This window comes from Thermosulfurimonas dismutans, from assembly GCF_001652585.1.
Lineage (GTDB): Bacteria > Desulfobacterota > Thermodesulfobacteria > Thermodesulfobacteriales > Thermodesulfobacteriaceae > Thermosulfurimonas > Thermosulfurimonas dismutans.
This window is the reverse complement of sequence record NZ_LWLG01000003.1, coordinates 90779-104749: the sequence shown is the minus strand read 5'-3', so window position 1 is coordinate 104749 and position 13971 is coordinate 90779. Positions and strand designations below refer to the sequence as shown.

At 51.4% G+C, this 13971-nt stretch carries 13 protein-coding genes and 1 pseudogene; 1 reads left to right on the top strand and 13 read right to left on the bottom strand.

Going from position 1 to position 13971, the window contains the following annotated elements; genetic code table 11:
• Nucleotides 1-57: 57 nt before the first annotated feature.
• Nucleotides 58-573 carry a shikimate kinase gene (locus TDIS_RS04080; protein WP_068669584.1) on the bottom strand — a complete coding sequence of 172 codons (516 nt, stop codon included), beginning with the start codon at nucleotides 571-573 and terminating at the stop codon, nucleotides 58-60.
• A 189-nt stretch (nucleotides 574-762) separates the two neighbouring features.
• On the opposite strand from TDIS_RS04080, the gene TDIS_RS04075 reads away from it, so the two are divergent.
• On the top strand, nucleotides 763-1281 hold the full coding sequence (locus tag TDIS_RS04075; RefSeq protein WP_208595667.1) for an HPP family protein: 519 nt from the start codon (nucleotides 763-765) through the stop codon (nucleotides 1279-1281).
• Here TDIS_RS04075 and aroA read toward each other — a convergent pair whose 3' ends face one another.
• The 12 genes and pseudogenes from aroA to TDIS_RS04015 form a co-directional block, all read right to left on the bottom strand.
• The gene (gene aroA / locus TDIS_RS04070) at nucleotides 1282-2553 is read right to left on the bottom strand and encodes a 3-phosphoshikimate 1-carboxyvinyltransferase (RefSeq protein ID WP_068669580.1); all 1272 of its coding nucleotides are present in this window, start codon (nucleotides 2551-2553) and stop codon (nucleotides 1282-1284) included.
• Nucleotides 2534-3346 (bottom strand): shikimate dehydrogenase, encoded by an 813-nt coding sequence (locus TDIS_RS04065; protein WP_068669578.1) that lies wholly within the window; start codon nucleotides 3344-3346, stop codon nucleotides 2534-2536. Before TDIS_RS04065 ends, aroA begins: the two co-directional genes overlap by 20 nt.
• On the bottom strand, nucleotides 3343-4026 hold the full coding sequence (aroD, locus tag TDIS_RS04060) for a type I 3-dehydroquinate dehydratase (RefSeq protein WP_068669576.1): 684 nt from the start codon (nucleotides 4024-4026) through the stop codon (nucleotides 3343-3345). Before aroD ends, TDIS_RS04065 begins: the two co-directional genes overlap by 4 nt.
• Nucleotides 4027-4629 (bottom strand): IMP cyclohydrolase, encoded by a 603-nt coding sequence (locus TDIS_RS04055; protein ID WP_068669575.1) that lies wholly within the window; start codon nucleotides 4627-4629, stop codon nucleotides 4027-4029. It abuts the gene before it with no gap.
• A 17-nt stretch (nucleotides 4630-4646) separates the two neighbouring features.
• Entirely contained in the window at nucleotides 4647-5831 is a 1185-nt protein-coding gene (gene ahbC, locus TDIS_RS04050; protein ID WP_068669574.1) for a 12,18-didecarboxysiroheme deacetylase, read from the bottom strand.
• Between the two features lie 3 nt (nucleotides 5832-5834).
• A complete protein-coding gene (locus TDIS_RS04045; protein ID WP_068669573.1) occupies nucleotides 5835-6206 on the bottom strand; it encodes a response regulator in 372 nt (123 codons plus the stop codon).
• Nucleotides 6207-6208: 2 nt separating this feature from the next.
• Nucleotides 6209-7849 carry an AAA family ATPase gene (locus TDIS_RS04040; protein ID WP_068669568.1) on the bottom strand — a complete coding sequence of 547 codons (1641 nt, stop codon included), beginning with the start codon at nucleotides 7847-7849 and terminating at the stop codon, nucleotides 6209-6211.
• Nucleotides 7850-7858: 9 nt separating this feature from the next.
• Nucleotides 7859-10177, bottom strand: a complete 2319-nt coding sequence (gene priA / locus TDIS_RS04035) for a replication restart helicase PriA (protein ID WP_068669566.1) — start codon at nucleotides 10175-10177, stop codon at nucleotides 7859-7861.
• A 14-nt stretch (nucleotides 10178-10191) separates the two neighbouring features.
• The gene (gene galU / locus TDIS_RS04030) at nucleotides 10192-11055 is read right to left on the bottom strand and encodes a UTP--glucose-1-phosphate uridylyltransferase GalU (RefSeq protein WP_068669564.1); all 864 of its coding nucleotides are present in this window, start codon (nucleotides 11053-11055) and stop codon (nucleotides 10192-10194) included.
• On the bottom strand, nucleotides 11052-11690 hold the full coding sequence (locus TDIS_RS04025) for a zinc ribbon domain-containing protein (RefSeq protein ID WP_068669562.1): 639 nt from the start codon (nucleotides 11688-11690) through the stop codon (nucleotides 11052-11054). The genes galU and TDIS_RS04025 overlap by 4 nt, the downstream gene beginning before the upstream one ends.
• Nucleotides 11675-12856, bottom strand: coding sequence for a type IV pilus twitching motility protein PilT (locus TDIS_RS04020; RefSeq protein WP_068669560.1), 1182 nt, complete (start codon nucleotides 12854-12856; stop codon nucleotides 11675-11677). Before TDIS_RS04020 ends, TDIS_RS04025 begins: the two co-directional genes overlap by 16 nt.
• Nucleotides 12853-13950: pseudogene (locus tag TDIS_RS04015) on the bottom strand (type IV pilus twitching motility protein PilT); the annotation flags it as partial. The pseudogene TDIS_RS04015 and the gene TDIS_RS04020, both read right to left, overlap by 4 nt.
• Nucleotides 13951-13971: the final 21 nt, after the last annotated feature.

The window sequence follows — 13971 nt, the reverse complement described above, 5'->3', positions numbered from 1 at the left end:
AAGCTCGGGTCAAGCGCCTCAGTAAGCAACTCAAGGTTCGTTTACCAAAAGTTGAACTCAAAGGACTTCCAAAATCTTCCGGACGATCTCCTCCGGGGATAAGCCCTCCGAGGAGATCCGAAGATCCGCAAAGCGGGCGTAGAGCGGTTCCCGGCGGGAAAGGAGTTCCCTCACCTCCTCCTCTAGGGATTTTTCCGTCAAGGACGGGCGCTGGGTGGCAGTTTTCGGATCGCGGGAAAGACGTTCAATAATGGTCTCAACCGGGGCCGAGAGCCAGACCACCAAAGCCTCTTCCTTCAGGGCCTCCATTTCGGCCTCGTGCATCACCGCCCCGCCCCCGAGCGAAAGCACCAGGTCTCCCTTTTCTGCAAACTCCCGCATGGCCTTCCTTTCTTCCGCTCGGAAGGCCTGCCAGCCCCCTTCCTCCACCACCTCCCGGATGCTTTTACCGAGTTTCCTTTCAATATACTCATCCAGATCCACAAAAGGGTAGCCCAACCTTTTGGCCAACAACTTACCCACGGTGGTCTTACCCGTGGCTCGAAAACCGATCAATATGATTCTGGAGCACATCTTATATCCTCATAAATTAAAGCCAGTTAAAACACAGTTTACAAATTTTTAACCACAAAATTATAAATTTTAACTTGCTAACTCACCAAAGAAGCATTAGATCATTATAGCAAAAAGTTCCAAGGTATCCAAAGGATGGAAAAAATCAAACAACATAGACACAGTTATTTATCCGAATATCTATCAAAAATGAAAGGTGTAACTAAAAGCCCGCCCCGGGTAAGCCTTTCCGAAATCATTTGGTCATGGATCGGGGCGTTTCTGGGGATCGCAGCCGTATCTTACATCCATTACAACCTGCTCACAAACACGGACCTGGTCATGGTCATAGGCTCTTTTGGAGCCTCTGCGGTTTTGATATACGGTGCCATCAAAAGTCCATTGGCTCAGCCGAGAAATCTAGTTGGGGGGCATATCATATCGGCCCTCGTGGGAGTCACCTGTTATAAACTATTCCATTCTGAGATGTGGCTGGCAGCCGCTCTAGCGGTTTCCACAGCCATTGCTATTATGCATGCTACGAGGACCTTACATCCTCCGGGTGGTGCCACGGCCCTGATCGCGGTCATAGGTAGTAATAAGATTCACAATTTGGGTTACCTGTACGCTATTATACCGGCTGGCCTGGGGGCCCTTATCATGCTAATCATTGCCGTATTAGTTAACAATATACCGGCTAGTCGAAGATATCCCGAATATTGGATCTAATCAGGCGTAAACCTTACGCAGATATTCCCAGAATTCCGGAAAAGACTTGGCCACACAGGCGGGATTGCGAATGACCATGCCCGGGACTTTAAGCCCGAGAACCGCAAAAGACATGGCGATGCGATGGTCATCATAGGTCTCAATCTCGGCTCCGTGAAGTTCTCTGCCGCCTTCTATTTCTATACCATCGGGAAGTTCTCTCACCTTGACTCCGGTCTTTGAAAGTTCAGTGGCCATGGCGGCTATGCGATCGCATTCCTTGTATCTCAGATGCGGAGCCCCGTAGATCCGACTTTTGCCTTCGGCCACCGCAGCTAGCACACAGAGGGTGGGAAAGAGATCCGGAGCCTCTCGCAAATCAACCTCAAAGGCCCGGGGAGGTGTGGAGAACTCCACCTTTACACCCTGCCCTGCCCTTTCGACCCGGCCCCCGCTCTCTGAAAGTATCTTGAAAAACAGCGTGTCGGCCTGGGGGGAATCAGGGGAAAGATTTTCCACCTCCACCGAGCCTCCAAGAAGGGCCGGAAGAACAAGAAAATAAGAGGCACTTGAGGCATCCCCCTCCACCTCATAGATCCGGGCCCGATAGCCGCCCTCACTAACCCTGAAACCACCGGAAATCTTCTCCACCTCCGCCCCAAAGGCCGACATCACCGAAAGGGTGAGCTCCACGTACGGGGTGGAGACCATCTGTCCTTCGATCTCCAGTTCAAGCCCTCCGGGAAGATAAGGACCGATGAGAAGGAGAGCCGAGATATACTGGCTACTTTGAGTGGCCGGGAGCGTAATCCGACCTCCTGAAAGCCTTCCGGGAGAGACCCTTGCCGGAAGATACCCTTCTCTGGAGAGACACTCTACTTTTGCCCCCAAACTCCTGAGAGCCGTAATCAGGGGCCCCATGGGCCTTTCATGGAGCCGTGGTTTCCCATAAAGGACAGCCTCCCCATTCCGGGAAAGCGCGGCATAGGCCAGAAAAAATCTGGAACCGGTGCCGTTGTTTCCGAAAAAGATCTCCTCCCCGGAAAAGACTGGTTCTCCAGAGACTCCAGAAACCACAAAAGACCCGTCCCTGCGTTCCAGCCCGCAACCCGAAGTCCGCAGGGCTTCGGAAAGAAGCTCCGTATCTTCACTAATTAGGGGATTTTTTATAACCGACTCTCCTTTAGCCAGAGCCGCACAGAGAAGGGCCCTCTGTGTGAGGCTCTTTGACCCTGGAAGCCTTAGTTTTATTGCAATCGAGCTATTAAGGGGCTTAATCTCTTTCTTTTCCATGAAGACTCCTTAGAGCTTCCTGATACATCAATTCTACCGGAGGTTCGTACCCCGTAAAAAGTTTAAATTGCTCTGCTCCCTGATAAACCAGCATCTTGAGGCCGTCAATGGTTTGGCAGCCAGCAGCCTCCGCTTCGGAAAGAAACCTGGTCTTGAGCGGCACATACACGATGTCCATAGCCACCTGAAAATTTTCAAAGACCTCCTTCGGCACCGGACTCTTCCAGCTCTTTAACCCCACACTCGTGGTCTGAATGATGATTTCCCCAGAAGCCTTAATAATTTCGGAAAGGGCGTAGGCTCTTCCCCCGAAATCCCGCGCGAGTTTTTCGGCCTTCGGAAACGTGCGGTTGTAAATCTCAACCTCGGCCCCTAGCTCGCAGAGGGCATAGACCACCGCCCGCGCTGCTCCCCCAGCCCCCACTACCACGGCCTTCTTCCCAGAAAGTTCCACCCCGGCCTCTAGCAAACTACGTTTGACCCCGAGCCAGTCGGTGTTGGTTCCGAAAAGACATCCCTCCCGGTTCACTACGGTGTTAACCGCCCCGATCCTTTCGGCCACCGGGTCTATCTCGTCAAGCCAGGCCATTACGGCCTCCTTGTGGGGGACAGTTACCGAAAGTCCACCTATCCCGAGGGCCCGGACTCCGGAGATGGCGGCCGGAAGATCCTCGGGGCCGACCTCAAAGGCCCCGTAAACCGCTGGGATCCCGAGATGCCTTAAAGCCGCGTTGTGCATCACTGGCGAGAGGGAGTGAGACACTGGATAGCCTATAACCCCGAAGACCTTCATGAAATCTTCTCCTCAGAAAGAAGAGCAAGCGCCTTACGCAATTCCTCCGCCGTAAGCTGCCCAGGGGCGGTCGCACCACCGGGTCTTGCAGCCGCATAGGCAAAAGGGGCTCCCAAGAGCACCGAGACCACCCGAGTCCATTTCCCGAGCGGCCCCATGGCAAAGGCCATAAGCGGTATATCAAAACACTCCCTGGCCCAGGGAATAAGCCCGAGAAGCCTCAACCCGTCCTCCACCTCCTTCGCCATGCAGACCACCTTTCCGATGGCTGCCCCCATTTCAACCATTTCTTTAATTTTGTCTTTTAAGTAGTCTTCTTTCGGAGTTTTTTCGAAATTATGATACGAAAGAATGAGCTTCGTGGTCCTGGAGACTTTGAGAAGTTCCCGGATAGCCTCGGGGCCGGCGGAAAGTTCGAGGTCCACATAGTCCGCCCCGGCAGAGGCGGCCTCGCGAAGCCACGTCAGACGCTCGGAAAGAGGAACAGGACGAAAACCCCCTTCCTCTTCCGCCCGGAAAGTGAAAAGAAGGGGTTTTTTCCGAACGGAAAGGAAGGGAGCTACCGCGGGCTTCTCAAGGGCATCCAGCCTTATCTCAAAGAGATCGGCCTGCCCCTGCGCCTGCGCGAGGGCCCTGAGGACGGCCTCGACCGTAGGCTCCGCAATGGAAACACATATCATCTATTCCTCGGGAGGGGAGACCTGCGCAAGGTATTCCGCAATAGCCCGGTCGTAGCGAAAGGTAGTCTCAAAGACCTTGCGGGCCAAGTCAAACCGGGTCTTAAGCGTAGTGGCCCCGTTGTTGGCTCTCATCTCGGAAAGTACCCGTTCGTAATCTGCGGGGTCCACAATTACCGTCACATATTTGAAGTTTTTGGCCGCGGCCCGAAGAAGAGTGGGGCCGCCGATATCAATGTTCTCGATGGCGGTCTCAAGATCCGCACCGGAGGCCACCGTCTTCTCAAAGGCGTAAAGGTTTACGGCCACGAGGTCTATGGGCTTAATGCCGTGTTCCTGAATCTGGCGTACGTGCTCCTCTTTGTCCCTTATGAAAAGAAGCCCTCCGTGGATTTTGGGATGCAGAGTCTTTACTCGACCGTCAAGCATCTCCGGGAAACCGGTAACCTCTGAGACATCCGTTACCGGAACCCCGGCCTCTCTTATTACGCGGGCCGTGCCCCCGGTGGAAACGATCTCGACGCCCATCTCGTGCAGGGCCTTCGCAAACTCCGCCACCCCGGTCTTATCTGTCACACTGATAAGGGCTCTTTCTATTTTCCTCATCCCTTCTTCCTCCTTTCTTAAGCTATACCAATCTCTTCATCCGTAAGATAGCAGGCGGGATCCGGGGCCCAAACATCCCCGGTAGCAGCCTCCGCCCGCACCCTGAAATTTCCAGCACAGACCTCAAGGAAGCGGCACTTGGCACACCGCCCCTTTACATGCTTTTTTTTCTCTTTGAGCTTGGCCATGAGGGGGTCTGAGGTATCCATCCAGATCTCGCTAAAGGGCCGCTCCCGGACGTTTCCAAAGGAATAGTGCCGCCAGAACTGGTCCGCATGCACCGAACCATCCCAGGAAACACAGCCTATCCCCACCCCGGAATTGTTGCCCCCGTTCATTTTCAGCAGTTCATAGACCTCCTCGGCCCGGGGGTTGCCCTCCCGCTTCATACGGAGGTAGAGGTAGGGTCCGTCAGCATGGTTGTCCACCGTGAGGACCTCCACCTTGAGCCCCTTCTCGTGGAGTTCTTTAGTACGATCAATGATGTAATCCACCCAGCGCCGGGTCTCCTCGTGAGAGAGATCCTGTTCCATCAATTTTGATCCGCGACCGGCGTAGACCAGATGGTAGAAACAGATCCGCGGGATCTGATACTCTTCAACCAAGTCAAAGATACCCGGAATCTCCTGGGCGTTGAGTTTGTTGATAGTAAACCGCAGGCCCACCTTGATGCCTTCGGCCTTGCAGTTCTCTACCGCCTCCATTGCCTTATCGAAGGCCCCTTTTACTCCCCGAAAACGGTCGTGAACCTCTCGTAAGCCGTCCATACTGATGCCTACATAAGAAAGACCGAACTTCTTTAGTTCACGGGCCAGAGCCCGATCTATAAGGACTCCATTGGTAGAAACCACCGCCCGCAGGCCGAGAGTCACCGCCTTATGAATCAGATCTAGGATGTCCGGACGCATAAGAGGCTCACCGCCTGAAAAGAGAACCACCGGGCATCCGAACTGCGCCAGATCCTCAAGGAGGGCCATACCCTCTTCCGTGGTAAGTTCATCCGGATGAGGGGAAGGATCCGCGGAGGCGTAACAGTGAACGCACCGGAGATTACATCTCTTGGTCACGTTCCAGACCACTACCGGCCGCTTGTCCGCCGAAAACTGGAGAAGATGGGAAGGTAAATCTTTAGCTCTTCGGCCGTAACGTAAAGGGTCCGAAGCCTCAACTGTGCCACAATAGAGTTTGGAAATGCCTATCATGCCTTACCTCACCAAAAATTTTTCTAGGATTTTTTCCAGTTCTTCCTTTTCAAAAGGATAACACACATAATCGTCACACCCAGCATCCCGGGCCTTTTCGGCTTCAATGTCCGAAAGACATTTACAAATCCCTACCACCGGGATTTCCGCAGTCTTCTCATCGTTTTTTAAAAGCAAAACAGCTGCGTAACCGTCGAGTTTAGGTATCTCTTTTTCTATTATTATAAGATCGGGCAATGTTTCCCGCGAAAGGTTTATAAGGGCTTCACCATCAGGCACGCTTTCCACCCGGCAGTTAAAACCTTTGAGAATCTCCTTTACTTTTTGGGCTACACTTTCCGATAATGCTAGATAAACCAGGGGAGTTTTAGCCATGACTAACCCAGATGGTAAGAGGAACGCACCAGTTGATTGAGGTATTCTTCGGGAGACCTCACCGCCTCCTCCGGAAGTTCAAAAATCGTCTTTCCGGTTTTGTCTCCTACAAGCTTAAGCCCGTATTCAAGTACGCTCAATATCCGATCACAGAAGGCGTACACCCCTTCGTCTTTTTTAATGACCTCGGAAAGGATAAGGTCCCGGGCCCCCTCTGAAAAATAAACCTTAAGCCTCGAACGTCTCTCGAAACTCTTCTCAAAACTCCGAATCTGACGCCATAACATAAGAAGTTCTTCCAAGGCCTGTTGAAGATCCAGATCTTCCTTTCGGTGCAGGAGCAGCGCCAGCTCAAGTTTGGCCGGAGTAAAGGGCAACCTGTAATTTTCAAAAAAGCTCTTTTTGCGGGTCTCAAGGAAAGTTAGCGTGCGCCCTTCTTCATCCTTAAGGGCCTTCTCATACCAGACTCGCCAGCGTGGATTTTCTGGGGATAGCTTCATCTCAGAAAGGACTTTTTCAGGCTCAAGCACTATCTCCCGGCTTACCCCCAAAAATGAGACTCCCAGGCTGGGAAGACTTTTTTCAAAGGGAATGAGGACCCTTTCAAGGACTCGGGAAAGGGCCCTGGCCCCGGTGTTCTCTCGCGCTGCTCTTCGGGCTAACTCCCTTAAGGCCTCATCCGTAAAAGCCAAATCTATACCATAGGCCTTAAAATCGCGCTTCTTGCTCACCACGATTACACTATTGGGATTGGCTAAGATCTCGAAAAAGTCTTTCTCCTCTAAAGGATCAAAAACCGCTATCACCGGGAAACGCCCTACGAATTCGGACTCGAACCCATAGGTTATAAGGTCTTCCGGCGTCACAAAACGCAGATAATTTATAGAGACCTCTTCCCGGCCTTCAAGTTCTGAAAGGAAACCGAGTTTCTGTTTACGAAGTCGCTTTCGGATGATCTCCTCAAGACCGTTAAAGGCGCCGCTAGCAATAAAGAGGATATAACGGGTATTAATAGAATTCCGTTTACGACGGCCAGTACGACGATAATATTCGATGGCCTCCATCTGACTGATGGGATCATGAGGGACACGAAGTTCGACCTCGGTCTCCTCAAGAGGTTTCAACAGGGCCCTCTGTACACCGGTGCGTGAAACATCCGGACCAAACACATTTCCGCTGGAAGCGATCTTGTCCACCTCATCCAGATAGACGATCCCAAAACGGGCCTTTTCCAAATTGCCATCCGCCTCCTGGACCAGATCTCGAATAAGGTCTTCCACGTCCCCGCCAACATAACCGGTCTCGCTGAACTTAGTGGCATCTCCCTTAACAAAAGGCACTCCGATCTTGCGGGCAATGAGTTTTACGATAAAGGTCTTCCCCACACCAGTAGGACCAATGATGATAATGTTGTTCTTGACAAAGCCCACCTCGTCGAAACGCTCTCCCCTCTCGAGGAGGTACTTTACCCGGTGGAAATGTGTGCAGATCTTGGTGGAAAGAATACCCTTGGCCTCTCTCTGTCCTACTACGTACTCGTCCAAATAGGCCTCAAGTTCTTCCGGTTTGAGAGCAAAATTGGCAAGCGAAGATTTTTCCCTCGCCGCCCAGTTTATCCTCTGGGGATTGAAACGAGTTGCCATGGCAGAAAATTATAACAGTTCTTCGGGATCTCTATCAAGGGTAAGCCTGACTCCAGCGGGTATAAGGCTATCCCTTGCCTGCCAGAAAGCCTTGAGAGCCCTATCGAGCCCTCCTACAGTCTCGGCTTTAAGAAGGAGCTGCCAGCGATAGCGGGCCGAAAGGCGGAAAAGCGGTGCCGGCACCGGCCCTAAAACCTCAGTATTTTTAAAGGCTGAAAGGAATTCTCTGGCTTTATGGGCTGCAGACTCGGCTTTCTCGGATTTAAGGGCCGAAAAGATCAAGAGCGCCAAACGCGAAAAGGGCGGAAAACGCAAGGTCTTACGTCTTTTAAGATCCTCTTCAAAAAAAGCCTCATAGTCCTGTTTCAAAGCCGCACTTATAGCATAATGATCCCGCATGCGGGTCTGAAGGATGACCCGTCCAGGAACCCGGCCCCTCCCGGCCCGACCGGCCACCTGTACCAATAGCTGGAAAGTCCGCTCCGCAGCCCGGAAATCGGGAAAATGAAGTCCCCCTTCAGCCCAGAGCACCCCTACCAAGCTCACTCCCGGGAGATCGTGTCCCTGGGCTACCATCTGTGTGCCCACCAGAATGTCTATCTCTCCCCTCTTGAGTCTTCGGATGAGCTCAAGAAGTTTCCTTTCGGAAGTCACGGTCTCCCGATCCAGGCGAGCCACCCTAGATGAAGGAAAGATTCTCATAATCTCGGCCTCCACCCTTTCGGTGCCGAAACCCACCAGCCGAAACTCCTTTCCTTCACAGTGAGGACAAAGCGGAAAAGCCGGCCTTTCAAATCCACAGTGATGGCAGAGAAGTCGGCCTTGCGAACGATAATAGGTGAGACTCAAAGTACAGTTGGGACACATAAGAGGCTCCCCACAATCCTTGCAAAAGACTATCGGGGCGTAGCCCCTACGATTCAAAAAGAGAAGAACCTGTTGACCTTGGGAGAGGGTTTCATTTATAGCTGAAAGAAGCCTTTCGGTGAAAAGTTCTCCGGGGCGTTTGAGCCCTACCACCTCTATTTCCGGGAGAGTTTTGCCCTTCGGTCTTTGGGTAAGGGTTAGTAGGCGGTACTTTCCGGTTTTAGCCAAATAGTAGCTCTTAACGCTAGGCGTGGCGGATCCCAACACTACCGAAGCCTCCGCAAGCTTTCCACGCATAAGGGCCATATCCCTCGCCTGATAGCGCAACCCCTCCATTTGCTTGTAAGAGCTTTCGTGTTCCTCGTCCACTACGATGAGCCCCAGATCCCTCAAAGGAGCAAAGAGGGCCGAACGGGTCCCCACCACCACGCGAGCCTCCCCTCGGGCCACCCGAAACCATTCCGCAGCCCGGGCTCGGGGTGGGAGAGCACTGTGGAGAATGGCCACTTGTGTGCCGAATCTGGATACAAAATGGGTCTCTACATAAGGAGTCAAGGCGATTTCAGGCACCAGAATCAAAACGGATTTTCCCCGGCGAAGAGCCGCCTCCGCGGCGTAAAGATAGACCAGGGTTTTTCCGCTCCCCGTAATTCCATGAAGCAAAAAGACCTCAAATCCTTTATCCAAGGCCTCTTTTATAGCCTCCACGGCCTTCGTTTGCTCCAGATTGGGGACCGGAGGCTCTCCGGAATCAAGAACTACTCCCCTACGCATCCGGGGAAGCTCAATCAGCCGGACCCGGCCCGAAGAGACGAGCTTCTTAACAGGCTCTTTTCCAAAACTTTCTTCAAGGAACCTTTTAGGCCAGCGGCCTTTCTCTTTTAGAAACTCCTCTATGGGGGAGGAAACCTCCTCTGCGAGGTACTCCAGCCAAGGCTCAAACGGGGGCTTAAGCCCTGAAAGGTCCTCGGTCTCTTTAACCAGGCCCCTTTCCACCAGCACGTCAAGCTCCCGACTGAGATCTCTTCCAGCCCTGGCTATGAGGTTTTTCAAGGTGCGAGGCCTTTTGAGATGCTCGGCCCAACCTGGAAGCGCACCCTCGGAAAGAAGCCGTTTCCCCTCGGCCGTAAGGACGTACTTTTTCTTGATTTCCCGAAAGAAACCCGGCGGAAAGGCACTTCTAACCACCTCCCCCGGGGGATGAAGATAGTATTCCCAGCACCAGGCCAAAAATTCGAGGAGATCAGCGGGCAATAAGGGTTCATCATCAACTATCTCCTCGATCTCACGGACCTGAAAATCGGGGGACTCTCCCTCTGGCCATCTCCTGAACACCAACCCTACACAACGTCGCCCCCTTACCGGGACTAACACCCTAACCCCGCAGGGAATTTCTTTAGAGGAGGCGTAAATTAAAGGTGTGTACAAAGGCAGAGGCAGAACAATTTCATAAAAATACACGACTCAAACAGGAGCTATAATAAACTCTTGATATATTCTCTTAAATGAGGGCCTATCTGAGGGTGTTTCAGGGCAAAGTTCAGGGTGGCCTTTACCAAGCCCAACTTGTTGCCGGCATCATAACGGGTGCCTTCAAATTCAAAGGCATAGATCTCGTGGCCATCGGTTATCATCTTAGAGATAGCGTCCGTAAGCTGGATCTCGCCCCCGTTTCCGGGAGGGGTCTTCTCCAGATATTCAAAGATCTCGGGAAAAAAGATATAACGGCCGATGATGGCCAGATCCGAAGGCGCTTCTTCTGGACGGGGTTTTTCTAATACTCCAGTCATTCTCCAGAGACCATCTTCCACTTTTTCACCGGAAATAATTCCGTAGAGCGAAACCTGCTCTTTAGGTACCCGTTCCACCGCTATCACCGGGGCTTTGATCCTCTCGGCTACTTCTATGAGTTGCTTGAGACAAGGTTTTTCCGAGTCCACGATATCATCTCCAAGGAGCACCGCAAAGGGCTCCTTACCCACTAGGGGGGCAGCCACCAAAATAGCATGTCCCAGCCCCAAAGCCTTCTTTTGTCTTACGGCCGAAAGATTCTTAACCAATCCAGAAACCTTTTTTATCTCTTCAAGCAACGCCTTCTTTCCCCGGTTCTCAAGCTCCATTTCAAGTTCCGGAGAAAGATCGAAATGATCCAAGATGGCCTCTTTTCCCCTAGAAATCACGAAAATAAAATCTTCTATCCCGGAGCTTTGAGCCTCTTCTACGATATACTGAATGGCTGGTTTATCTAAAATGGTGAGCATCTCTTTGGGAATAGCCTTACTGGCCGGAAGCATTCTAGTCCCAAGTCCAGCTACTGGAAGAACTGCCTTTTTAATCATTTGATTCTTCCCTCCTCCAAACTCTCATAGGCTTTAAAGTATGGGGCGTAAAGTACTTTCCAATAATCACGAGCCTTGTGGTAAATCTCTTCAAACTTCTCAAGGTCTCGGGGGTTACAGACCAGATGCACCCCTGCCAAGAAGACTTCGGTGGGCTCGAGGGTTCGGTATCTGGAGGCAATCTTTATCCGAAAGATCCTCCGGTAATCTTCCATGGGGAGATCCAAAAGCATGGCCTCAAAATCGGCAACCCGCCCCTCATCTTCCGTAGCAAAGACCACCACTTCAGGGATAAAGAGTCTGAGCCAGTACTTCAGGTCTTCCTGAGCCTGAAAGTCCTTAATCACGTAGCCTTCATTTCGGAGCACCTCTTCTACCCGATCCTTACTAGCTGGCAGTGTCCAGTAAATTAGAGCCACCGGCCCGGTAATAAGAAGATCTTCAAGAAAGTCTTTCCGAGGAGTTGGGGAGATCCCTTGGGAGGAAGATGATCCTAGAGTTTGTTCTCCGTAAAGGGTTAACTTCCCCCCACACTCGGGACAGAAAAGGAGGTCTTCCCGGAGTTCCTCTGGAGAACCTCTTAGCCTATATTTCCGACCGCACCCCTCACAGACAAACTCTATCTTCTCCGCCACCGACCTTCTCCCTCAAGGTCAAGCTCCAAACCTTCAATGTCTGAGGTCTTTTCACCCCTAGAGGCCTTGATGCGATCTATCTCACGCCCTACGATATCTCTTCTCACGCAGTAAGCTAAGGCTGTTTCTTCGGTAATCAAGCCTTTTCGATATAGTTCTATAAGATGTTGATCAAAGGTTTGCATATGATAGGGACTACCTTGACGCATAATGTCATAAAAGGTCCGTCCTTCCTCTTCACCCTTAAGAATAGTTTCCTTGGCTCGAATATTGTTATAAAGAATATCGAAAACAGCTATTCGGCCTCCACCTACCTTAGGGACCAACTTTTGCCCAACGATCCAACGCAAAGTATCGGCCAGCCTGTAACGAATCTGGTGTTCTTCTTCGATCGTAAAAAACCCCAGGATACGATTAATGGTATTTCCGGCCCCTACGGTATGGAGCGTGGAGAAGACCAGATGCCCAGTCTCGGCAGCCATAAGAGCTATTTCCATGGTCTCTCGGTCGCGGATTTCTCCCACCAGGATCACCTGCGGGGCCTGTCTTAACGCCGCCCGTAACCCATGCGCAAAGGTATCAAAGTCTGTACCGAGCTCCCGTTGACTGAAGGTGGCTTTTTTTGGGAGGTGGATGTATTCCACCGGATCCTCGAGAGTAATTATGTGGACGGCCTCTTTCTCGTTTATCTCATTCAAAATAGCCGCCAGAGAGGTGGTCTTTCCCTGACCGGTAGCACCAGTAACCAAAATGATACCGTTTCTCTCTTGAGCAATACGATAGAAGGCCGACGGAAGCCCCAGTTCAGCAATAGAAGGTACCTTGGCCGAAAGTTTACGCATCACAATGTTGTAGCTTTGTTGACGGGAATAGACATTGACCCTGAAGCGGGTCCCATCCGGAAGACGATAGGAAAAATCCGCAGAGCCGGTTCGCACCAGATCCTGAAAGAGTTTGGGATTTTTTCGCATAAGATTGAAGGCTATGGTCTCGGTTTGAAGAGGAGTTAGCCTATCAATAGGCCAATCGGGCAATTTTACTTCATGTAATCTCCCATCAGCCGCCACCTGCAAGGGGCGACCAACGATAAAAAGGATATCGGTAATCCTTTCACGATGATTAGACAGAGCAGCTATTAACTCACTAATGTCTATTTCTCCGATCATCCGGGGATCTCCGTAAAGTCGGCTAGTTTAGCCTCTTTAACAAAAGGAATGAATCTGCTCTTATCTAGGGCCTTGTTTAAGGCTTCTTCCGGAGCAATGATGCCTTTTTGGAGATATTCCATAATAGCATCGTCCAAAGAAACCATACCGTATTTTCGGCCGGTCTGGATAATGGAAGGTATCTGATAGGTCTTGCCTTCCCGGATGAGGTTGCGCACCGCCGGGGTAGCAATCATGATCTCTAGGGCCACCACCCGTCCAGGCCGATCTATGCGTTTGAACATCGTCTGTGAAATTACAGCTCTAAGAGACTCTGCCAGAGAGGAACGAATTTGTGGTTGCTGGTCATGGGGAAAGATCTCGATAATTCGGTCCACGGTCTGGGAGGCGGAGATGGTATGCAAGGTTGACATTACTAAATGTCCGGTAAGAGCGGCCTCTAGAGCAAGCTGAATGGTTTCGAGATCCCGCATTTCACCTACCAGGATGATATCTGGATCCTCACGCAAGGCCGCCCTCAGAGCCGCAGCAAAAGAACGGGTGTGCACCCCCACTTCTCTCTGGTTGACCAAACAGTTTTTGGGCTTGTGCACAAATTCGATAGGATCTTCAATGGTAATAATATGATCTTTGCGCATACGGTTGGCATAGTCTATCATAGCCGCCAAAGTAGTAGATTTTCCAGAACCTGTAGGTCCGGTTACCAAAACTAGACCTTTGGGGAGGAGGGCCAACTTGTTCAAAATGGGAGGAAGTCCCAGTTCCTCCACTGTCCTAACCTGACTCGGAATCAATCGGAAGACTGCCCCTACACCTCGGTGCTGCTGGAAGAAATTCACCCTAAAACGGGCTAGTCCCGGAATCTCGAAACCAAAATCCACATCCCCGCTTTCCTCAAACTCTTTGATCTTTTCTTCAGGAGTGATTTCATAGAGCATGGACTTAAGTTCTTCATTTTCAAGGGCTTTGTATTTAACCCTTTGGAGATCTCCATGCACCCTAAGAATGGGGGGATTACCAGCCGAAAGATGAAGATCTGAGGCTCCGGTCTCCACCATCAGTTTCAGGAAGGCGTCGATTTTAGCCATGATCCCCCCCTTCTTTTCCTCAGACTA